The 21,533-nt window shown below is 68.4% G+C and carries 20 protein-coding genes; 3 read left to right on the top strand and 17 right to left on the bottom strand.

Features of this window, described 5'->3' with window-relative positions; genetic code table 11:
• Window positions 1–19 precede the first annotated feature (19 nt).
• Window positions 20–634, top strand: coding sequence for a class I SAM-dependent methyltransferase (locus tag QU663_RS06885; RefSeq protein WP_021610767.1), 615 nt, complete (start codon window positions 20–22; stop codon window positions 632–634).
• A 69-nt stretch (window positions 635–703) separates the two neighbouring features.
• Here the strand turns inward: QU663_RS06885 and dapF are convergent, their stop codons facing one another.
• The gene (gene dapF / locus QU663_RS06890; protein ID WP_021610766.1) at window positions 704–1,627 is read right to left on the bottom strand and encodes a diaminopimelate epimerase; all 924 of its coding nucleotides are present in this window, start codon (window positions 1,625–1,627) and stop codon (window positions 704–706) included.
• A 47-nt stretch (window positions 1,628–1,674) separates the two neighbouring features.
• Window positions 1,675–2,664 carry a tRNA (adenosine(37)-N6)-dimethylallyltransferase MiaA gene (gene miaA, locus QU663_RS06895; protein WP_021610765.1) on the bottom strand — a complete coding sequence of 330 codons (990 nt, stop codon included), beginning with the start codon at window positions 2,662–2,664 and terminating at the stop codon, window positions 1,675–1,677.
• Between the two features lie 60 nt (window positions 2,665–2,724).
• Between miaA and QU663_RS06900 the strand changes: the two genes are divergently transcribed.
• The gene (locus QU663_RS06900; protein WP_021610764.1) at window positions 2,725–3,171 is read left to right on the top strand and encodes a hypothetical protein; all 447 of its coding nucleotides are present in this window, start codon (window positions 2,725–2,727) and stop codon (window positions 3,169–3,171) included.
• Window positions 3,164–3,709 carry a YbjN domain-containing protein gene (locus tag QU663_RS06905; RefSeq protein ID WP_009057024.1) on the top strand — a complete coding sequence of 182 codons (546 nt, stop codon included), beginning with the start codon at window positions 3,164–3,166 and terminating at the stop codon, window positions 3,707–3,709. Before QU663_RS06900 ends, QU663_RS06905 begins: the two co-directional genes overlap by 8 nt.
• 402 nt (window positions 3,710–4,111) lie before the next feature.
• Here the strand turns inward: QU663_RS06905 and miaB are convergent, their stop codons facing one another.
• The 15 genes from miaB to QU663_RS06980 all read right to left on the bottom strand — a co-directional run bounded on the left by miaB (window position 4,112) and on the right by QU663_RS06980 (window position 21,499).
• Window positions 4,112–5,650: a tRNA (N6-isopentenyl adenosine(37)-C2)-methylthiotransferase MiaB gene (gene miaB / locus QU663_RS06910; protein ID WP_009057018.1), complete on the bottom strand. Its 1,539-nt coding sequence runs from the start codon at window positions 5,648–5,650 to the stop codon at window positions 4,112–4,114.
• A gap of 10 nt (window positions 5,651–5,660) precedes the next feature.
• Complete coding sequence (locus QU663_RS06915) at window positions 5,661–6,155, bottom strand: CinA family protein (RefSeq protein WP_021610762.1); 495 nt, start codon at window positions 6,153–6,155, stop codon at window positions 5,661–5,663.
• Between the two features lie 5 nt (window positions 6,156–6,160).
• Window positions 6,161–6,787 carry a regulatory protein RecX gene (locus tag QU663_RS06920; protein WP_021610761.1) on the bottom strand — a complete coding sequence of 209 codons (627 nt, stop codon included), beginning with the start codon at window positions 6,785–6,787 and terminating at the stop codon, window positions 6,161–6,163.
• 3 nt (window positions 6,788–6,790) lie between these two features.
• A complete protein-coding gene (gene recA, locus QU663_RS06925; RefSeq protein ID WP_009057019.1) occupies window positions 6,791–7,882 on the bottom strand; it encodes a recombinase RecA in 1,092 nt (363 codons plus the stop codon).
• Between the two features lie 278 nt (window positions 7,883–8,160).
• A complete protein-coding gene (locus QU663_RS06930) occupies window positions 8,161–8,385 on the bottom strand; it encodes a DUF3046 domain-containing protein (protein ID WP_009057013.1) in 225 nt (74 codons plus the stop codon).
• 3 nt (window positions 8,386–8,388) lie between these two features.
• Window positions 8,389–8,703, bottom strand: coding sequence for a helix-turn-helix domain-containing protein (locus QU663_RS06935; protein WP_009057028.1), 315 nt, complete (start codon window positions 8,701–8,703; stop codon window positions 8,389–8,391).
• A gap of 170 nt (window positions 8,704–8,873) precedes the next feature.
• A complete protein-coding gene (gene pgsA / locus QU663_RS06940; protein WP_021610758.1) occupies window positions 8,874–9,572 on the bottom strand; it encodes a CDP-diacylglycerol--glycerol-3-phosphate 3-phosphatidyltransferase in 699 nt (232 codons plus the stop codon).
• Between the two features lie 16 nt (window positions 9,573–9,588).
• Window positions 9,589–12,468 (bottom strand): DNA translocase FtsK, encoded by a 2,880-nt coding sequence (locus QU663_RS06945; protein ID WP_021610757.1) that lies wholly within the window; start codon window positions 12,466–12,468, stop codon window positions 9,589–9,591.
• 56 nt (window positions 12,469–12,524) lie between these two features.
• Complete coding sequence (locus QU663_RS06950; protein WP_021610756.1) at window positions 12,525–13,424, bottom strand: PfkB family carbohydrate kinase; 900 nt, start codon at window positions 13,422–13,424, stop codon at window positions 12,525–12,527.
• 113 nt (window positions 13,425–13,537) lie between these two features.
• Entirely contained in the window at window positions 13,538–15,229 is a 1,692-nt protein-coding gene (locus QU663_RS06955) for a ribonuclease J (RefSeq protein ID WP_021610755.1), read from the bottom strand.
• A 148-nt stretch (window positions 15,230–15,377) separates the two neighbouring features.
• Entirely contained in the window at window positions 15,378–16,274 is an 897-nt protein-coding gene (gene dapA / locus QU663_RS06960; protein WP_021610754.1) for a 4-hydroxy-tetrahydrodipicolinate synthase, read from the bottom strand.
• A 101-nt stretch (window positions 16,275–16,375) separates the two neighbouring features.
• Entirely contained in the window at window positions 16,376–16,909 is a 534-nt protein-coding gene (locus tag QU663_RS06965; protein WP_034480138.1) for a GNAT family N-acetyltransferase, read from the bottom strand.
• Window positions 16,906–17,646 carry a 4-hydroxy-tetrahydrodipicolinate reductase gene (gene dapB, locus QU663_RS06970; protein WP_021610752.1) on the bottom strand — a complete coding sequence of 247 codons (741 nt, stop codon included), beginning with the start codon at window positions 17,644–17,646 and terminating at the stop codon, window positions 16,906–16,908. The genes QU663_RS06965 and dapB overlap by 4 nt, the downstream gene beginning before the upstream one ends.
• A gap of 73 nt (window positions 17,647–17,719) precedes the next feature.
• Window positions 17,720–19,024, bottom strand: coding sequence for a pitrilysin family protein (locus tag QU663_RS06975; protein ID WP_021610751.1), 1,305 nt, complete (start codon window positions 19,022–19,024; stop codon window positions 17,720–17,722).
• A 129-nt stretch (window positions 19,025–19,153) separates the two neighbouring features.
• Window positions 19,154–21,499, bottom strand: coding sequence for a polyribonucleotide nucleotidyltransferase (locus QU663_RS06980; protein WP_021610750.1), 2,346 nt, complete (start codon window positions 21,497–21,499; stop codon window positions 19,154–19,156).
• Between the last annotated feature and the right edge of the window lie 34 nt (window positions 21,500–21,533).

Consider the following 21,533-nt stretch of genomic DNA (forward strand, 5'->3'; position numbering starts at 1 on the left):
GCGCGATAGGCTTTCTTCCGTGGACGAACAGTACTTCACCGACTCTGCCCCCGCGAGCGCCGACGAGACTCACGTCATCGAGGTGAGCGCGCGCGGCTTCGACCTGTCGATGCGCGTGTCCTCGCGCGTTTTTTCCGGGTCCAAGCTGGACCTGGGGACCCGTCAGCTGCTCTCGGTTGCGCCCGACCTGCCCGAGGACGGAACCTTCCTGGATCTGGGCTGCGGCTGGGGTCCGATCGCGACCGTCATGTCGCGAGAGTCGCCGGGGGCCACCGTGTGGGCCGTCGACGTGAACTCGCGCGCCCTGGATCTGACGCAGCGCAACGCCGCCGCCAACGGGGCGCGGGGCGTGCGCACCCTCAAGGCGGATGACGCGCTCGCCGCCTCCATCGAGTCGGACACGCGCTTCGACGTCATCTGGTCGAATCCGCCCGTGCGCATCGGCAAGGAGGCGATGCACGAGATGCTGGCGGCGTGGCTGGGCAGGCTCGCGCCCACCGGCGTCGCCTACCTGGTCGTCCAGCGTAACCTGGGCGCGGACTCCCTCATCGCCTGGCTGAACGGTCAGGGCTTCGAGGCCTCAAAGTTCGCGTCGAAGAAGGGATTCCGCATCATCGAGGCGCGTCCCGCGTAAGGCTTTCCTCCGCTTCGACGAGGCCGGGGCCGCGTCACGCTCTCCGGCGTCGTTGTCGTGGGACCACCGTCAGGATAGGCGGATCTCCGCGACCCGGGTCGCGGGGCCGGTGAGGAACACCGACGCGTCCGTGATCCGGGGTCGGTCGCCGGACCAGTCGATGACGCCGTCGAGGCCCACGCTCACCGTGCCCCCGGGGACGTCGACAACCCACTGGGTGGGGGCGCCGGGGCCCCGGCGCAGGGCGGTGGCCAGTGCGGCCGCGCAGCATCCGGTGCCGCACGCCTGGGTCTCACCAACGCCGCGCTCGAGGACACGCATGGCGATGTGCCCCACGTCCGCCCCGGGCTGGGTCAGGTCCACGACCAGCTCGAGGTTCGTGCCCAAGTGCGGCGCAGGGTCGTAAGAGGGGCGCGCAGCCGGCGGAATGAGGGAGACGTCGACGGTGGGCAGAAACACCCCGCGCAGGGCGGACTCGTCGGCGAGCTCAACGACCGTGTGCGGGTTGGGCATATCCACCCAGATGCCGCCGAGAACCCCGTCGATGCCGGGGATGCTCACCTGAATCGTCTCGCGCGCCGGGGAGGCCGCCGGCCCCATGTCGACGCGGTAGCGCGCGCCCGCACCCTCGTCGTCGGCCTCGGGGGTCACCCGCTTGATGCCCCCGCGCGTGGCCACGTCCAGGGTCTGGCCGACCGGCAGATCGACGAGGCCCTCGCGGCGCAGGTGGTCGACGAAAACCCTCACTCCGTTGCCGCACATCTCCGCCTTCGAACCGTCCGCGTTGCGGTAATCCATGAACCACACGCCATCGCGTTCGACTGCCCGGATGAAGCCATCCGCCCCGATCCCGAACGCCGGGGAGCACAGGGCCGCGACCTGCGCTTCGCTCGGATTGTCCTCGTCGAAGCGGTCGGTGGCCACGACGAAAGAATTGCCGGCGCCGTGAGCCTTCACGACGCGCGCGTGGGAGGGAAGCTGCGAGTTCGTCATGGACCCACCGTAGCGTGAGCGTCAAAGCCGCGCAGCCGCCGAGCGTGTTACGAGCGTCCCAGCGCCTGCTCGGCCGCCCGTCTCGCCAGCTCGACCACGTGGGATGCCACGGCCTCGTCCGAGGCGAACGTCCCCACGTCCAGCCAGTGCACGCGCGGGTCCGGGCGCAGCCACTTGACCTGGCGGCGCGCCAGCTGCCGGGTGGCCAGCGCGATAGAGTCCACCGCCTCGTCCTCGCTCATGTCCCCGTCGATGACCGCGAGCGCCTGCGCGTAGCCCGTCGCACGCGACGCTGTCTTCGCCTCGCGCAGGCCGACGTCGATGAGGGCGCGTACCTCCTCGATCAGGCCGCCCGCCATCATGGCGCGGGTGCGCACCGCGATCCTCTCGTCGAGTTCGTCCATCGGGCGGCGCAGCGCCACCATGAGGGCGGGTGCCGCGAACTCGTGGCGGGGCATCGACGCCGAATACGGGCGCCCCGTCAGCTCGATGACCTCCAGGGCGCGCACGATGCGGCGCGCGTTGTGCGGGTCGATGCGCGCGGCGGACACGGGGTCCAGCCGGGTGAGGCGATCATGCAGTCCACGAGAGCCCAACGCACCGGCGGCTTCTTCCTCGAGGCGGGAGCGCACGCCCGGGTCCGTCCCCGGGAAGTCAATGACGTCCAGGAGCGCCCGCTGATACAGTCCCGATCCTCCCGCGACCACGGCGACCCCGCCCCGGGCGTGAATGCCCGCCACGTCGGCGCGCGCGTGCTTCTGGTAGGCAGCCACCGACGCCTCGTCGCGCACCTCCAGCACGTCGATCTGGTGGTGGGCGATCCCCCGGCGCTCATCGACCGGGGTCTTCGCGGTGCCCACGTCCATCCCCCGGTACAGCTGCAGGGCGTCCGCAGAGACGATCTCCCCCGCCCCGCGCGCCCCCAGGGCGCCCGGAAGCTGGCACGCGAGCTCCAAGGCCAGGTCCGACTTGCCCGAGGCCGTGGGGCCCACAACCGCGCACACAAGGTCCGAGGCGCACGAGATCGATAACTTCATACCCTCCAGTGTACGGGTGCCCGCGCACCACAGCGCCCAACAACGGCTAGGCTTAACACCATGAGCACAACAGATACTCCCCCGGTCACCCTCGACCGGGTCACCGAGGCCGTCCAGGCCGTCGGCTTCATCCCCTTCGTGTCCGCCACCGGACAGGTAGCGGCCATCCTGCCCAACAGGACCGTGCGCATCGCGGTTCCCGAGGGGCACCCCGTGCAGGGCGTCGCCGATTACCCGCGTTTCTTCGACCCGTCGCACGCCGACGAGATCGCGTCGGCGCTGCGCCGACTCAACGCCTCCACGTACCTGCCCAAGGTGACCTCCGCGATCACGGACACGGGCTCCATCGCCCTGCACCTGCAGCACACCTTCAACTGGGTCGTCGGAGCCACCGACGCCCAAGTCAACGCGGAGGTGTCCCAGTTCATCATGGCTTCGATCTCCATGATGAACCAGCTTGACATCATGTTCCCCGACCAGTGGACCAAGGAGGCCGCCAATGCCTGAATGGAAGAGCTTCACCTTCGGTGAGGACGGGGAAGCCACCCCCACCGCCGAGGCGCCCACCCCCGCCAGCGCGAACCCCGCGATGGAGCCCGACGAGTACGCCGCCAAGTGGGGCACCGAGGTTTCCGAGGTGACCATCGCCCGCATTGAGGCTGTCCTCGAGGGCGACGGCCTGCCGCACGGCTCCAGCGAGTTCATCGCCTTCACGCAGCTGGAGGACATTCCCTTCCAGGTGCACCGCGAACCCGCCGACGCCCCCTGGGCGCAGATCGAGACGCGCATTCTCCCCGTGGGCGAGGGCCACACCGAGGCCTCCCTGCAGGCAATCGCGAATCGTTGGAACACCGAGCACCTGCAGCCTACGGTCTTCCCCATCGAGTCCGAGGACGGCTGGATCCTGGTTGCCGCATCCCGTTTCTTTGTCGGAGAGGGCCTGTCGGATCGCCAGATTCACGCGATGCTGCGCCGCGGCCTGATCATCGGCGTGTCGGCTGCCCAGGAGGTGCCGTCGTTCTTCGACGAGGCCTCCGCCGAGTAATCTCACCGTTTTCTGTTCAATATCCTCAGTGCCCCGCTCCTCATGAGGAGCGGGGCACTCCCGGTGAGTGTGCGCCGACTACATGCGACGGCGCAGCGTATTCCGCCTGCGCGGTGAGGGCCACGGGTCGCATAGGGGGCTCGAATCGACCCGCACTACCGAGAGTGCTCCCGCATGCCGATCGCCTCAACATCGTGACGACCGCCACGACTCAAAGGTAGCTCTGGAGACGCACGTCTCACATGCCTTTGAATGCGACATTTTCCCGACTTTTCGCATCGGTCGTGCGCAAACGTGCAGAACATCGCCGTGCGAGGACGATTCCCACGAGCAACCAGCCCGGCGCGACGCGGCCCCGGCCTGAACTCTCTCAGGCCAGGGCGCTGCTTCGGGCGTCGTTCCTCAGCGCGAGGCGCCCACGCGAAGCGTCGGAATCCCCAGGGACACGGCGCTGTCGGGCTCAGGCGAGGCCTGACGAGCCTCCCACACGTCGCCTGCACGGGTGCGGCGCACCTCGAAGAGACCACCCTGGGCGCCCGAATCGGCGATGAGGTGATGCGGCGCCCCGTAGGTGACGGTCGCGCGAATCATGTCGCCCGGGCGCGGGCGATCAGTCTCGCTCATCCCCTCGGGCAGCGCCACATGCACCAGGCGGTTGTCGCGGGCGCGGCCCGAGATGCGCTGGGTGGCGCCGTCCTTGCGTCCGTCCCCCTCGGAGACGAGAATCTCGACGTCAGTGCCGGCCAGGGCCGCATTGTCCTCGGCGCAGATGCGTTCCTGAAGCTTGATGAGGCGCTGGTAGCGCTCGAGGGCAACATCGTCGGGCACCTGGTCCTCGCGGTCGGCCGCGGGCGTGCCGGGGCGACGCGAGTACAGGAAGGTGAAGGCCGACGTGAAACGCGCCTGTTCCACGACCTCGAGGGTCGCCTGGAAATCCTCTTCCGTCTCGCCGGGGAAACCGACGATGATGTCCGTCGTGATCGCTGCCTCGGGGATCGCGGCTCGCACGCGCTCCAGAATGCCCATAAAACGATCGCGGCGGTAGGAGCGGCGCATCTGACGCAGGATCGCATCCGAGCCGGACTGCAGCGGCATGTGCAAGCTCGGCATAACCGTAGGGGTTTGCGCCATCGCAGCGATGACGTCGTCAGTGAAGGCGGCCGGGTGGGGGGAGGTGAAGCGGACGCGCTCGATGCCATCGACGCGGCCGACCGCGCGCAGCAGGTCCGCGAAGGCGCCGCGCTCGCCGAATCCCACACCGTAGGAGTTCACGTTCTGTCCCAGCAGGGTCACCTCGATGGCCCCCTGCGAGGCAACGGCCTCGACCTCAGCGAGAATGTCGCCGGGGCGACGATCACGCTCCTTGCCGCGCAGGTGCGGCACGATGCAGAACGTGCACGTGTTATTGCAGCCCACGGAGATCGACACCCACGCCGCAAAGGCGCTCTCGCGGTGGGTGGGCAGGGTCGAGGGAAAGACCTTCAGGGACTCCTCGATCTCGACAGCCGCCTTGCTGTTGTGCTCGGCGCGACGCAGGAGTGCGGGAAGCACGTCGATGTTGTGGGTGCCGAAGACGGCATCAACCCACGGAGCCTTGGCGACAATGCCGTCGCGCATCTGCTGGGCGAGGCATCCGCCGACCGCGATCTGCATCCCGGGACGCTCGCGCTTGACTGCGGCGAGCTGGCCGAGGTTGCCAAACAGGCGGGTCGCGGCGTTTTCGCGCACGGAGCAGGTGTTGATGACGACGACGTCGGCTCCCATGTCACCGGCGTCGGTTGCACGCGCGGCGGCTTCGGGGACAGTATCGACGGGAACGAGGCCGGCCTGCTCCAGCAGGCCCGCCATGCGTTCGGAATCGTGTTCATTCATCTGGCAGCCGAGCGTGCGCACCGCATAGGTGCGGGGCAGGGCGTCGGCCCGCTGAGTCGTCGTATTCATCGCATACAGTCTAGTCGCGCGCGCTCACGCCAGAGAAGTCGAGCACGTCACGCAACAGAGTCAGGGCAGCGTCGATAGCTCCCGCCCGCACCTGGGCGCGATCCCCCTCCAGGTGGAGGAGGCGGTGCTCCACCCCCGCCGGATGCGCGCACGCGATGTGCACGGTTCCCGCCGGGAAACCGTCGGCGGGTCCGGGGCCTGCCACCCCCGTCGTCGACAAGCCAATCGAGGCCCCAAACAGCGAACGCACCCCCACAGCCATCTGGCGGGCCACCTGCTCGTCGACCGGCCCTGTGAGTGTCAGCCGACTCTCCGACACGCCCAGCACCGAGGCCTTCGTGTCGACCGCGTATGTACACACGCCACCGCGCACGACGTGAGATGCTCCGGGAACATCGACGAGGCGAGCGACGAGGCCACCGCCCGTCAAAGACTCCGCCGTCGCGATCGACAGCCCGCGTCGCGTGAGATCAGCAATTAGCTGCGCGACCTGCTCGTCACCCATGACGCTTACAGTCCCCACTGCCACTCCTCCTGCGCATGATCGCCCTCGTCGCCCCACTCGTCGAGGGCCTCGCGCACGACCGCGGACGCCACGGACGGGGAGTACCCCTTGCGCGCGAGCATGGAGCTCAATCGACGGTAGGCCGTGTCACGGGGGACGCCCGCCAGGGCGCGCCGCTTGCGCTCGACGAGCTGCGCGGCGCGCTCAACCTCATCCTCCCGATCGATCTGCGACAGCGCGCACTCGATCGTGGAAGCGTCCAGGCCTTTGCGCACGAGTAGCTCACGCAGCGCGCGCACGGAAGCGCCGCTGCCCGCAAAACGCGCGCGCACCAGCGCATCCGCGTAGGCCTGATCGTCGACCAGGCCCACCGCCTCGAGACGGTCCACGACCTCACAGGCCAGCTGCGCGCTGAAGCCTCGCCCCTCGATGGCGCCGGTAAGCTCGGCGCGCGAGCAGGCACGCGCGTCCAGCTTGCGCAGCGCCACCTCCCTGGCAGCCTCGATGGCCTCGGTGCCCGTCAGGGCGGCGTTGCGCTCACGAGCCCGCGCGAGCCGCTCGCCCGGGGAGGAACGACGGCGCCGCTCCTCCCCCAGCTCCGGATGCTCGTCGGGATCCGCGTATCGGACCACGACTCAGAAGCCCGCGTCCTCGTCGGGATCGACCTCGGGAGCGTCCGAGGCCCCCTTGTCCGCCTCGGGGGCGTCGGTGATGCCCAAAGCGACCAGGATCTTGTTCTCGATCTCGTTGGCGAGCTCCGGATTATCCACCAGGAACTGGCGCACGTTTTCCTTGCCCTGGCCCAGCTGATCATCCCCGTAGGTGAACCACGAGCCAGACTTGCGCACGATGCCGGCCTCCACGCCCATGTCGATGATCGAGCCCTCGCGGGAAATACCCTTGCCGTAGACGATGTCAAACTCGGCCTGCTTGAAAGGCGGCGCCATCTTGTTCTTGACGACCTTGGCGCGCGTGCGGTTACCGACCGGGGAACCGGCCTCCTTGAGCGTCTCGATGCGGCGCACATCAATGCGCACCGAGGCGTAGAACTTCAAGGCCTTGCCGCCGGTCGTCGTCTCGGGGGAACCGAAGAACACGCCAATCTTTTCACGCAGCTGGTTGATGAAGATCGCGGTGGTGCCGGTCGCGGACAGGGCACCCGTGATCTTACGCAGGGCCTGGCTCATGAGGCGCGCCTGCAGGCCGACGTGCGAGTCGCCCATCTCGCCTTCGATTTCCGCCTTGGGCACGAGCGCCGCGACGGAGTCGATGACGATGATGTCGATGCCGCCCGAACGAATCAGCATGTCAGCGATCTCGAGGGCCTGCTCACCCGTGTCGGGCTGAGAGACCAAGAGGGAATCGGTGTCCACGCCGAGGGCGCGAGCATAGACGGGATCGAGTGCGTGTTCGGCGTCGATGAAGGCAGCGTTGCCGCCGGCCTTTTGCGCGTTGGCGACGGCGTGCAGGGCGACCGTGGTCTTACCGGAGGACTCGGGACCGTAGACTTCGATGACGCGACCGCGCGGCAGGCCGCCGATACCAAGAGCCACATCGAGGGCGAGGGAACCCGTGGGGATCACCTGAACGGGGGGACGATTATCGTCCCCCAGGCGCATGACGGAGCCCTTACCGAATTGCTTGTCGATCTGAGACAGGGCGACTTCGAGCGCCTTGTTTCGATCATTGGTGACGGTCTTTGCCGCGGGTGCTTTACGGGCTGCCATGGTGATCCTTTCGTCTGCGGCCTCTCCGGCCTGCGAGTGTCCTGGCCTGGATGACGCCCCTCTCCGAGGCGCCATGACGAGTATGCGACCGGCCATCGTCATCTGCGTCCCGCGCGCACCCTCCCTGTGGACGACACGCGCGAAGCCTTCGTCGCCCATCAGCTTAGATGGAACAGATGTTCGATATCGTGGCGACACGCCGAGGTCCGACGCCAACATGGTTGAAGCACGCCCGCGCGCACCACAGCACGTTCAGTGGGAGCCAGACACAAACGCGCTCAGCGCCCTCGCTCGCGAGGATCGATACGGTGAATCCACCGCGCATCCTCGCGCCCGGTTTCTTCACAGAGCCGCGCCCAGACCTCGTCCGGATTCACCCCGGCAGCCAGCGCGTCGTGAGCGGTAGCCCCCAGCGACGCCAGATACAGGTCGGACACATAGGAGCGGCCGAGGGCCGACCCGAAGGTCGCCTCGACCGCCTCGTAAAACTCGGAATGCTTCACGCGTCAGGAGATCAGCGTGACGGGCACGAGCTCGTCGGGCACCGCGTCGGGAATAACAGCACCGTCAATGATCGCCATACGCTCAGAAACCTCGCGCAGCACGAACCACAGCGGGACGCGCAGAGCGGAGGTGATCGCTTCGAGAAGCTCGGAGGAAGCTTCCTTCTGGCCGCGCTCCACTTCGGAGAGGTAGCCGAGGGAGACCTGCGCCTCGGAGGAGACTTCGCGCAGGGTTCGACCCTGGCGCTGGCGAATGCCGCGCAGGACATCGCCGAGTTCGCTGCGCAGCAGCGGGGTTTCGCTCAGTGTCTTTTCCATATCGCTACTGTAGCCGTTCTTGATCAGTGGACGCATCGAAAGTTCGCGCATCGGACCGGTGTGACCAGGCGAGCGCACGCCCGGAGTTGTTTGCATACCCATTCAACGAGCCCACAACAGGGACTATTCCAACGGACGCTAAATTCGCGTATGGGTTGCGTCACCCAGACTCAAGCCTGAACGTGCTGACCCGCGAGAGGCGTACCCGACGAAGAAGAATCATCGCGCTCATCCTCATCGCTGCTGCCGACCGGAGTCCCGCGCATGAGGCGCACACCCTCGACGATGTAGCCGACGCCGGAGTAGACCGTCAGCGCCAGGGCGACGCCCGCGAGCGCCTGGCCCAAGCGAATCATGAGAACAACCCACCACTGGTGGCTCGGCTCCATCGCAAAGAAATGCTCCCACGGGATGAGCAGGGTGCCCAGCGCCATGATCTGCATGAAGGTCTTGAGCTTGCCGGCATTGTTCGCGGAGACGACGACGCCGCGACGCAGGAAGAATCCGCGCATCGCGGTGATACCCAGCTCACGCACGGCAATCAGGGCCGTCACCCACCAGGGCAGGTAGCCCAGCCACGACAGGACCGCGAAGCCGCACAACGTCAGCGCCTTGTCCGCGATCGGGTCGACGATACGCCCAAAGTCGGTGATCTGGTTCCACGAGCGCGCGAGCTGACCGTCAAAACGATCCGTGATCGCCGCGACCGCAAACACGATGAAGGCCGCCCAGCGGGGGGCCCACGCATTCTGCAGGGCAAGAATGACGAAGATGGGCACCAGCACCAGACGCGCCATGGTCAGCGCGTTCGGCAGGTTCACAACGGGGATTTTGCTGTCCCGTTGCACGCGCGACACGTTATCTGTCATGGCTGGTCCCTCTCTCTCAGCGGCCGGTCAGCTGCCAAGCGTCCTCGTCTTCTTCCGGCTCTTCGTCCACCCAGTCGGGCGAGGAGCCACCAAAGTTATGTCCAGAGTACGGGTCCACCCCGGCCTCGCGCGAATCGCCCGCGTGTCCCGTTCCCGATTCGTAACCGGAGGTGGGCGCAGGGCCCCCCTGAGCCGAGGCTTGCTGACCCGCCGCGCCGCTTGCGAACTCGCCGGTGGCGGGGCTGGGCACCCCCACGGGGGCGGGAGACGAGGGGGCGCCGGTGGCTGCCGGGGAAGGGGCGCCCACCTCGGGCTCGGAGATGCCCGCGGACTCCCCGCGCAGCATCGCGAGGACTTCTGGCAGTTGCTCGGGGGTGACGAGGACCTGACGGGCCTTAGAGCCTTCGGAGGGGCCGACGATGTCGCGCGACTCGAGGAGGTCCATGAGGCGCCCGGCGCGAGCAAAGCCGACGCGCAGCTTGCGCTGGAGCATGGAGGTGGAGCCAAGCTGGGTGGACACGACGAGCTCGGCGGCCTGCAGCAGGTCTTCGAGGTCGTCTCCGATGTCTTCGGCGACCTTGGCTTCCTTCTTGTCGGGCACGACGTCGTCGCGGTAGTGCGTCTCCATCTGGCTCTTGACGTGCGCGACAACCTGGTGGATCTCGGATTCGGAGACCCACGCTCCCTGCACGCGCATGGGCTTGGAGGCGCCGGCGGGCAGGTAGAGGGCGTCGCCCTGGCCGATGAGCTTTTCGGCGCCGGGCTGGTCAAGGATCGTACGCGAGTCGGTGAGCGACGAGGTCGCAAACGCCAGGCGCGAGGGAATGTTGGCCTTGATGAGGCCGGTGACGACGTCGACCGAGGGGCGCTGAGTGGCCAGCACCAGGTGGATGCCGGCGGCGCGCGCGAGCTGCGTAATGCGCTGAATGGAGGCTTCCACGTCGCGCGGCGCGACCATCATGAGGTCGGCGAGCTCGTCGACGACCACGAGCAGATACGGGTAGGGGTGCAGGGTGCGCTGCAGGCCTGGCTTGGCCTGCAGCTGCCCGGAGGCGACCGCCTTGTTGAAGTCGTCAATGTGCTTGAAGCCGTAGTCCGACAGGTCGTCGTAGCGCGCGTCCATCTCTTTGACGACCCATTCGAGGGCCTCGGCGGCCTTCTTAGCATCGGTGATGATGGGCGAGATGAGGTGCGGGATGCCCTCGTAGATCGTGAGCTCCACGCGCTTGGGGTCAACCAGGATCATGCGCACCTGCTGGGGCGTGGCACGCATCATGATCGAGGTGATCATGGAGTTGACAAAGGAAGACTTACCCGAACCCGTCTGGCCGGCCACGAGCATGTGCGGGGTCTTGGCCAAGTTGGTGACCACGTAGCCGCCCTCGACGTCCTTGCCGACGCCGACGACGAGCGGGTGCTGGTTGCGGCGGGCAGCCGCGGAACGCAGGACGTCGCCGAGGGCCACGTTTTCGCGGTCGGCGTTGGGGATCTCGATGCCGATGGCGCTCTTGCCGGGGATCGGCGCGAGGATACGCACGTCTGCGGAAGCCACCGCGTAGGCGATATTCTTCGACAGGTTGGTGAGCTTGTCGACCTTGACGCCCGCGCCGAGGACAACCTCGTAGCGGGTGACCGTCGGGCCGCGCGAAAACCCGGTGACGCGTGCGTCGACGTTGAAGTCGGCGAAGACCTGGCCCAGGGCCGCGACGACCTGGTCGTTGACTGCCGAGCGCGTCATGTGCGGGGGCCCAGAGACAAGGAGGTCCTCCGACGGCAGCGTGTAGCTGATCGAGTCGTCGAGGTTGGGCTGGAAGGCGCCTTCGGGCTCGTCGGTGATCGGCGGGGGCGCAGGTTCTTCCTCGGGCTCGGGCACGTGCGCGGGTACCTGCTCGGGCTGCGGGGCCACGGCGGGACGCATCTGGGTGAGCATCTCGGTGGGCGCGTCGGGCGTCGCGGGACGAGGCCGGGGCGCGGGGGACGGGTCGGGCGCGGCCACCGGCACGGGGCCGGACTGCAGCAGGCGCGTCTGGCCGACGGCTTGCGTGTCGGCGGCCTGGCGGAAGGACTCGTCCCCGTCGTATTCGTCGAGGAAGGCGTCGTCGCCGGCGGCCAGATCCTTGCGGCCTTTGCGGCGCGCCTCCTTGGCGGGGTCAGGGTCCGCCTGCGCCTCCGGGGCGTCGCCGTGCGCTCGCTCCCCGCTCAGGCGCGCGGCGAGGTCACGCAGGCGCGCCGGAACGTCGGCGACGGCGGTGCGGGTGGCCAGCAGGATGGAGTAGGCCAGGAGCAGGACGAGCAGGGCACCCGCACCCCACCCGGACAGGAGGAGGGCGAGGGGGCGGGCGATGAACCAGCCGAGCAGGCCGCCTGCCGCGTCGAGCCCGGGATCGTCCCCCATCCCGGGGTTACCGCGCGAAATGTGGACGAGGCCGGTCAGGGCCATCGTGATGCCGATGCCGCCTGCCACGTGGTGGGGCAGGGCGGAGCGCCCCGAGCGAGCCGAGACGAGTTCGCCGGCCAGGGCGATGAGGAGGAGGGGCAGGACGACGGAGAAGATACCGACGAGTCCCGCGGAGGCAGCGTGGATGGCGTCCCCGGCCTCGCCGGAAATCTGGAACCACTCGCGCAGGGCGATAACGATCGATGCGGCGACAGCGACGAAGGCCGCGGCGTCGCGCTTGACCTGAGGATCCGTGGCTTTCCAGGCGCGCGCGGCGCCGACGCCCGCGCGCGCGACGGCCGCGAAGAAACGAGCCAGGAAGCCGGGCTGGGCGGGCTCGGGAGCACCCGACGCGCGTGAGGACGAGCCCTTGGGGGCGCCGGCCTGAGAGGCGCCGGCCTTGGTGCGCGGGCGCGCGGGGGCTTTACCGGAGGAGGAGCGTGGAGACGATTGTGCCATGATTGCTCCACGATATCGTCCGCTCCCCTCCCGGGCAGGAGGCGCGCCGCGCGGGCTCAGTGCAAGATATTCGTAACAACGCCGGTTTCGAGCACGTTTTCCACCTGGGCTCGGGTGGGCACGGGCAGCGCGGACTCGTGGGAGACGGCCAGGGCGGCTCCCGCATTCGCCATGAGGCAGGCGGTCTCCAGGTCGTAGCCCAAAAGGATGCCTGCGCACATCTCCGCGATGTGGGTGTCCCCCACGCCCGCGGTGTCGGCGGTGCGCACGTCGAAGGCAGGAATGGGGATGACGGGGCCATCCGCGCTGGTCTGGAGCTCGCAGCCCTGTTCGCCCGAGCGGCGCACGGTGGCCGCGTCGGGACGCAGGTAGGAGCGGATCGTGGAGCCGTGACGGTTCGCGTCGAGGATGTCGGCCAGGGCGAAGGATTCCCAGCTGTTCATCGTAACGACATCGGCGCGCGGGAAGATTGTCTCCCAGGCCTCGACGGGCACCTGGGCGACCGCAGGCGACACGGAGACAACCAGCGTGACGAAGGGCGGTAGGGCGGCCGCCCACTCGCTCAGCTCGACGGCCGCGTGCGCGTTCGTCATGTCGGAGGCGGCCACGTGGACCACGTCCCCCTCGCACAGCTCGATGAGCTCGAGGGCGGAACGCGAGGGCTCGGACTCGACCCCGGCGGTGACGACCGATCGCATCGTCCCGTCCTCGTCGATCAGCTGAATGACGACGCCGATGTCACCGACCAGTTCGGGGGTCAGGACCTCGACGCCGGCCTCGACGAGCTGCTGGCGCACAGCAAAGGAGTTTGGGCCCGTGCCCAGGGGCGATGCGGCCGCGGCTGGAACGCCCATGGCAGCCGCCGCACACAGGGTCGTAAAACCGCCGCCGGGCCGCGAGCTGGCGGCGTCGGCGTGCACGGAGCCCCCGCGATCCGGCATGTACGCGATGTGCATCGGCAGCACCAGAGCAACAGAGTGCGTCGAAATGAAACGACCCGACACGGACTTTCCTTCCCTGTTATCCGCGCTCCCCCGAGGGCAGCCACGGCCTCGTCAATGGCGGCGAGCTACTGCTCGGTGACCACCGGAACGATCATAGGACGGCGACGCAGGCGCCGCGCAACCCAGCGCCCCATGACGCGGCGCATCGCCTGCTGCAGAACGTAGGGGTCCTGGCCGCCGGGAGCCGCCGCATCCTTCAGGGCCTTAGCGACGTCGGGCAGGATCTCCTCGAACACCGAATCGTCCTCGGCCATGCCGATCGCGCGGATCTCCGGCCCGGCCAGCACCATGCCGGAGTCGTGCTCGACGACCGCGAAGATGGAGATGAAACCCTCCGACCCCAGGGTGCGGCGCGTCGCCAGCTCGTCCTCGGAAATCTCGCCGATCGAACGACCATCGACGTACACGTACTCGCAGGGCACGACGCCCGACACACGCGCGACGCCATCCTTGAGGTCGACGGTCACGCCATCCTCGGCCAGGACAACGTTCTGCGGGTCGATGCCGGTCTTAACGGCCAGCTGCCCGTTGCCCACCAGGTGACGCACCTCGCCGTGGATCGGCATGACATTCTTGGGCTGAACGATGTTGTAGCAGTAGATGAGCTCGCCGGCGCTCGCATGGCCGGATACGTGCACCTTCGCGTTCTCCTTCGACACGACGCGCGCACCCAGGCGGGTCAAGTCGTTGATGACGCGATACACGGAGTTTTCGTTGCCGGGGATCAGTGAGGAAGCCAGGACCACCATGTCACCCGGCTCAATTCGAACCGAGCGGTGCGAGCCGACCGACATGCGCGACAGGGCCGCCATCGGCTCGCCCTGCGAACCGGTCGCCATGTAGACGCGCTGGGAGGGCGCCAGCTCGCCGATGTCCTTCAGATCCACGATGACGCCCTCGGGAATCGACAGGTACCCCTTCTCCTCCGCGATGCGCATGTTGCGCTCCATGGAGCGGCCCACGAAGGCGACGCGGCGCCCGTGGTGGGCGGCGGCGTTGATGACCTGCTGGACGCGGTGCACATGGGAGGCGAACGACGCAACGATGATCTGGCCGGTCGCCTCGCCGAACACCTGATCCAGGACCGGGCCGATCTCGCGCTCAGGCGTGATGAATCCGGGCACCAGCGCATTCGTGGAGTCCACCATGAACAGGTCGACGCCCTCCTCGCCCATGCGAGCAAAAGCCCGCAGGTCGGTGAGGCGACGATCCAGGGGCAGCTGGTCCATCTTAAAGTCGCCCGTGATGAGCACCTTGCCGGCCTGCGTGCGTACGAAGACCGCGAGCGCGTCGGGGATCGAGTGGGTGACGGAGACGAACTCGAGGTCGAAGGGGCCGACGGTGAGGCGGTCGCCCTCGGCGACGACGTTCAGGCCGGGGTCCGCGAGGCGATGCTCGCGCAGCTTGGGGGCGACGAAGGCCAGGGTCAGGTCGGAACCGTACACCGGGATGTCGCCGCGCAGCTTGAGCAGGTAGGGGACGGCACCGATGTGGTCCTCGTGACCGTGGGTGAGCACCAGGCCCACGACGTCGTCCATGCGCTCCTCGATCCAGGAGAAATCGGGGAGGATCAGGTCAACGCCTGGTTGGCTTTCCTCGGGGAAGAGGACGCCGCAGTCCACGACCAGGAGTTTGCCCCGGTATTCCAGGACGTTCATGTTGCGGCCGACCTCGCCGAGGCCTCCCAGCGGGATCACTCGCAGGGCGCCGTCTTCGAGGGGCGCGGGTTCGCTGAGATTCTCGTACAAAGACTTCATAGTGCCAGTCTGCCACGTCAGAGTGCTTTTGCCCGCATCGGGGGCTCTCCCTGTCGGGTCGGCCCCCTCACACTTGGGGCGAGGGGGCCGAGGAGTCTCGTCAACGAGGCCGTGGCCGGGCCGCGTCGCAGGGCGGGGACGGGCGGCGCTAGAGGAGCCCGGCGACGCACAGGGCGCGGCGCAGCTCGGAGACCTCGTCGTCGCTGATGCCGACCATGGGCAGGCGCACGGCCGGGGTGTCGATGACGCCCTGAAGCCACAGGGCGTACTTGGCCATGACGGCGCCCTGCCCGCCGCCCATAATGGCGTGGACGAGGGGGCGCAGGGAGTAGGACAGCTCGCGGGCCTCCCACACTTGGTCGGTGTCGAGCAGCTCGATCATGCGGCGGTAGTGGGCGGAGGCCACGTGCGTGACGACGGAGATGAAGCCGGAGGCGCCGCCCGTCATCCACGCGAAGTTCAGGCCGTCGTCGCCGGAATAGTACTCCAGGCCGGTCCGGTGCATGCGCTCCACGCCGGTCTCGACGTCGCCGGTGGCGTCCTTGACGCCGAGGATGCGCGGGTGTTGGGCGAGGATGTCGAGGGTCGAGTCGGAGAAGGCGATGCCCGTGCGGCCCGGGATGTCGTAGAGCATGACGGGCAGGTCGGTCGCATCCGTGACGGCTCGCACGTGGGCGCGCAGGCCCTCCTGGGAGGGGCGGTTGTAGTACGGGGAGACGATCAGCAGACCGTCCGCGCCGTGCTCCTGAGCGCCCTCGCCGATGCGCACCGCGTGCGCAGTGTCGTTCGAGCAGGCGCCGCACAGGATGAACGCGCGATCCCCCACAGCCTCGCGCACGGCGTCCGTCAGGTCGTTCTTTTCGGGCTGGTGAGTCGTGGGTGACTCTCCCGTCGTGCCTGACAGGAGGATCGTGTCGCAGCCTTCGTCGACCAGCTTAGTCGCGAGGCGCTGCGCGGAGACCAGGTCAATGTCGCCGGAGGCCGTCATGGGGGTGACCATCGCGGCGGCCAGGGAGCCGAAGCGGCGCGGAGGAATATTCGTCATATCCCCATCTTACGCACCCCGGGCTACCTGGGCCTCCCCCCGCCAGTTCCCGGGCATCCACGATGCGTCAGGCGCACCACCGCGCGCTCCCCCGTGGGCCCTTAGTCGCGCTGCGCCCACCACATGTGCTGGGTCTGGCCGCCGATCGCGCGAACCGCCCCCGAGGGGGCGAATCCAGCGGAGGAATAGAAGCGTTGGCGCTCCTCGTCATCCGCGCCGACCCACACGCGCAGCTGCCCGCTCGTCAGGTCGGCGATGGCCGCCAGGAGGCGCGAGGCGTGTCCGGCGCGCCGAAAGTCCGGGTCCACGACGAGCTCGTAGACCTGCGTGGCCTGTCCCCCATCCGTCTCACCCGGCTCCGATTCGGCGGAGCCCGCCCCAGCCTCGTCGGGCCCGGCCAGGGCAAATCCGACGATCGTGTTGGCGTGCAGCGCGATCAGGGCCGCGCTGCCGGCGGGACGGGGTTCAGTCAAGGCCCCCTCCCACCGGCGAGAGAGCATGTCCTCGGTGATGCCCTGGGCCTCAAGCGCGTCCCCTCCCATGAGGACGCGCCAGGCGCTCAGCTGCAGGCGCGCGATGGCGCCTTCGTCGCCACGCTGAGCGGGCCTCACTGATCGGTCGGGGGATGCGCTCACAGGCCCATGACCTGGTCGAGGCCGATCGTCAGGCCGGTGCGTCCACTCACGCGGCGCACGCCCAGGAGCACGCCGGGCATGAAGGACACTCGGTCGAAGGAGTCCGTGCGAATAACCAGCTGCTCGCCCTCGTTGCCCAAGAGGATCTCCTCGGAGGCGGTCAGGCCCCGCAAGCGCACGGCGTGCACGGGGATGCCCTCGACGCGTCCACCGCGGCTGCCCAGCTCGTCCGTCTGCGTCGCGTCGGGCATCTGCCCCAGGCCTGCCTCGGCGCGCGCCTTCGCGATGCCTCGTGCGGTCGCGACCGCGGTGCCCGAGGGGGCGTCCACCTTGCCCGGGTGGTGCATCTCGATGACCTCGGCGGACTCGAAGTAGGGGGCGGCCATGGCCGCGAACTTCATGGCCAGGACAGCCCCCATCGCGAAGTTCGGAGCGATCAGGACCGCGCGTCCGGCTGCCTCGGCGTGCTCGCGCACGCGCGCGTAGGACTCCTCAGTCCAGCCGGTGGTCCCGACGACGACGTCGACTCCCGCGTCCAGGAGCGCGTGCACGTTCGCCTCCGTGACGGCGGGCACCGAGAAGTCCACGGCGACCGCGGCGCCGCGCAGGCTCTCGGCAGTAATGGGGTCGCCCGCGTCGAGCTGAGCGACGACCTCCATGTCAGGGGCTCCATTAACGGCCGCCACGACGGTCGAGCCCATGCGGCCCTTAGCTCCGGTCACTGCCACGCGAATCATGTCTGTCTCCTAGTGCGAGTGTGTTGTAGTCGTCAGGGGCCTGCGCTGGGGGCCGCCCCCTCGTGTCGTTGTCTTATTCCTGGGGCAGGACCAGCGCTCGGCAGTCCAGCTTGGCGAGGAGGGAGGAGGCCAGGGCCCGCACGGCGGCGGCGTCCACCGCGTCGAACTCGGCCAGGGACTCGTCGATGGGACGGTAGCGTCCGATGATCTCCGAACGGCCCAGGCGCATCATCCGCGACCAGTTATCCTCAAGGCCCAGGACGACGCCGCCTCGCACTTGTCCGCGCACGCGCGTCATCTCCTCCTCCGTCGGGCCTCCAGCGGCCAGATCCTCCAGCTGCGCGCGCATGATGGCCTCGACCTCGTCGACCTTGTCGGGGCTGCAGCCCGCGTACATGCCGAAGGTGCCCGTATCGGAGTAAGCGACATCGAAGGCGTAGGTCGTGTAGGCCAGGCCGCGCTTTTCTCGCACCTCCTGGAAGAGGCGCGAAGACATGGAGCCGCCCAGGATCGACAGCAGGACGCTCATCGTGGGGCCGAGGGGGTCGGTGGCCGACAGGCCTTCGCAGCCGATGAGGACGTGCGCCTGGGTGACGTCGCGGCGTCGAGTGAGGTCCTTCTCGTGGTCGGCGATGGGCGTCGCGTTCGTCGATCGACGAGGCCGGGGGGCGGCCGCGCTCACGTGATCCCAGGGGGATGCCTCCAGCGCAGCCTGGACACGCTCGACAACATGGGCGTGGTCGACATGGCCGGCGGCGGCGACAATCAGAGAGGAGGGCCCATAGTGGGCCTGGTAGTGCTCCCAGACATCTAAGCGGCCAACGGCGCTGATCGCCTGGGAGGTGCCGCCGACGGGGCGGCCGATGGGCCGGTCGCCGTGGACTGCCAGCTGGAAGGCCTCGTGGACGGTTTCCGTGGGCGAGTCCTCCCCCATCGCGAGCTCGTCGAGGATGACGCCGCGCTCCATCGCGAAATCCTCCTCGCCCAAGCGCGAGTCGGTGACCATGTCGGTCAGGGTCTCGATCGCCATGTTCAGGTCGGCGTCGCGCACGCGCGCCCAGTAGGCGGTGTGCTCGCGCGCCGTCTCCGCGTTCGATTCGCCGCCGACGCTGTCGAAGGCGACCGCGATGTCCAGGGCGGTGCGCTTGTTCGTGCCCTTAAAGAGGAGGTGCTCGAGGAAGTGGGTCGAACCCGCTGTGCGCTCTCCCTCGTCGCGAGAGCCCACGGGCACCCACAGTGAGATGCCGGCGCTCTTAGTCGCGGGGATCGTCTGGGTCAGGACGCGCGTGCCGCATCCCAGGATGGTGCGATCAATGCGCGTGTCGCCGTCCTCGATGGACAGGCCCGCCACGTCGAGCGGCAGCGGCTTCGGTGTCATTCTTCTCCTCATCGGTTCCCAGCGCGTGGATGAGCATGAAACGTTCACAGTGTAGCGGTAATAAGGCCGGTGGCCGGGTGGAGCACGCGCCCCGTCCCGGCCACCGGTCTGTCAGCTAGCGGGAGCTACTCACTCCTCGGAAGCGCCTTCCTCGCGCTCGTCGTCGCGGCGACGACGGGTGCGCGTGCGGGGACGACGCTCGCGGCGCTCGGAGCGATCGCGACGCTCGCGGCGCGGCTCTGCCGACTCGCCCTCGGGAGCCTCGAGTTCGCCGGCCTCGCCGTCGATGACGGCGTGCAGGCTCAGTTTGCCGCGGTCGCCGATCTCGTTGATCTCGACCTCGACCTGCTGGCCGACCTGCAGGACGTCGTCCACGGAGTCGATGCGCTTGCCGCCCACGAGGCGACGGACCTGCGAGATGTGCAGCAGGCCGTCCTTGCCGGGGGTGAGCGACACGAAGGCGCCAAACGACGTGGTCTTGACAACCGTGCCGACGAAGCGCTCGCCGACCTCGGGCATCTGCGGGTTCGCGATCTGGTTGACCATCGTACGGGCGGCCTCGGCGGAGGCGCCGTCGGAGGAGGCGATGTAGACGGTGCCGTCGTCCTCGATGGTGACGTCAGCGCCGGTCTCGTCCTGGATCTGGTTGATCATCTTGCCCTTGGGGCCGATGACCTCGCCGATCTTGTCGACGGGGACCTTGACGGTGATGATGCGAGGAGCGTTCGGGCTCATCTCATCGGGGCCGTCGATGGCCTGGTTGATCAGGTCGAGGATCGCCAGGCGGGCGTCGCGGGCCTGGGCCAGCGCGCCGCGCAGCACCTGGGAGTCGATGCCGTCGAGCTTGGTGTCCAGCTGCAGGGCAGTGATGAAGTCACGGGTGCCAGCAACCTTGAAGTCCATGTCACCGAAGCCGTCCTCGGCGCCCAGGATGTCGGTCAGGGTGACGGCCTTGAACTGGCCGTCGACCTCGCCGGTCATGAGGCCCATCGCGATGCCCGCGACGGGGGCGCGCAGCGGCACGCCAGCCTGGAGGAGGGACAGGGTCGAGGCGCACACGGAGCCCATCGACGAGGAGCCGTTGGAACCCATGGTCTCGGAGACCTGACGGATCGCGTAGGGGAACTCATCGCGCGAGGGCAGGACGGGAACCAGGGCGCGCTCGGCCAGGTCACCGTGGCCGATCTCGCGGCGCTTCGGAGAGCCGACGCGGCCGACCTCGCCCGTGGAGAAGGGGGCGAAGTTGTACTGGTGCATGTAGCGCTTGGAGTTGACGGGCGACAGGTTGTCGATCTGCTGCTCCATGCGCAGCATCGCCAGGGTGGTCACGCCCAGGATCTGGGTCTCGCCGCGCTGGAAGAGGGCGGAGCCGTGCACGCGGGGCAGGACCTCGACCTCGGCGGACAGGGAGCGGATCTGGCGCGGGGTGCGCCCGTCCATGCGGATCTCTTCGCGCAGGGTGCGGTTACGGATCGTGGCCTTCTCGAGCGAACGGAACGCGGCCTTCAGGGCCTTCTCCGACTCGGGGAAGCGCTCGGCCAGGGCGCCAAGCATCTCTTCCTTGACGGCGTCGACGGCCTGGTCGCGGGCAAGCTTGCCCTCGGTGAGCAGGGCCTGGGCGACCTTCTCGGCGGCGTATTCCGCGACCGCCGCGTACTCCTCGTCGGTGTAGTCCAGGAACAGCGGGAACTCCGCCGTCTCCTTGGAGGCCTTCTCGGCCACCTTGAGTTGGGCCTCGCACAGGGCCTTGATGAACGGCTTAGCGGCCTCGAGGCCGTCGGCGACGACGTCTTCGGTGGGGGCGGTGGCACCGGCCTGGATGAGCTCCCACTCATTCTTGCCGCCGCCGGCCTCGACCATCATGATCGCGACGTCTTCGGAACCGTCTTCCTTCGTGACGATGCGGCCCGCGACGACGATGTTGAACACGGAACGCTCAAGCTCGCTCCAGCGCGGGAACGCGACCCACTGGCCGTCAATGAGCGCCAGGCGGGTGCCGCCGATCGGGCCCGTGAAGGGCAGGCCGGCGATCTGGGTGGACATGGACGCTGCGTTGATCGCCAGGACGTCGTAGGCGTCGTCCGGGTCGATCGTGAGGATGGTCTCGACGACCTGAACCTCGTTACGCAGGCCCTTGACGAAGCCGGGGCGCAGCGGACGGTCGATGAGGCGGGCGGCCAGGATGGCCTCGGTGCCCGCGCGGCCTTCGCGGCGGAAGAAGGAACCGGGGATGCGACCCGCGGCGTACTGACGCTCTTCGACGTCGACGGTCAGCGGGAAGAAGTCGAACTGGTCCTTGGGGTTCTTGCCGACCGTGGTGGCGGACAGAACGGTGGTGGAATCGTCCAGGTAGGCCAGCGCGGAGCCGGCGGCCTGCTTGGCGAGACGGCCGGTCTCGAAGCGCACGGTGCGCTTGCCGAAACGGCCGTTGTCGATAATCGCCTCTGCGGCGACGATGTCGGAGCCTTCCATCATGGGGCGTTTCTCCTTGGGTTGGTGGTGTCGCGCT

This window comes from Schaalia sp. HMT-172, from assembly GCF_030644365.1.
In the GTDB taxonomy this organism is placed as follows: domain Bacteria; phylum Actinomycetota; class Actinomycetes; order Actinomycetales; family Actinomycetaceae; genus Pauljensenia.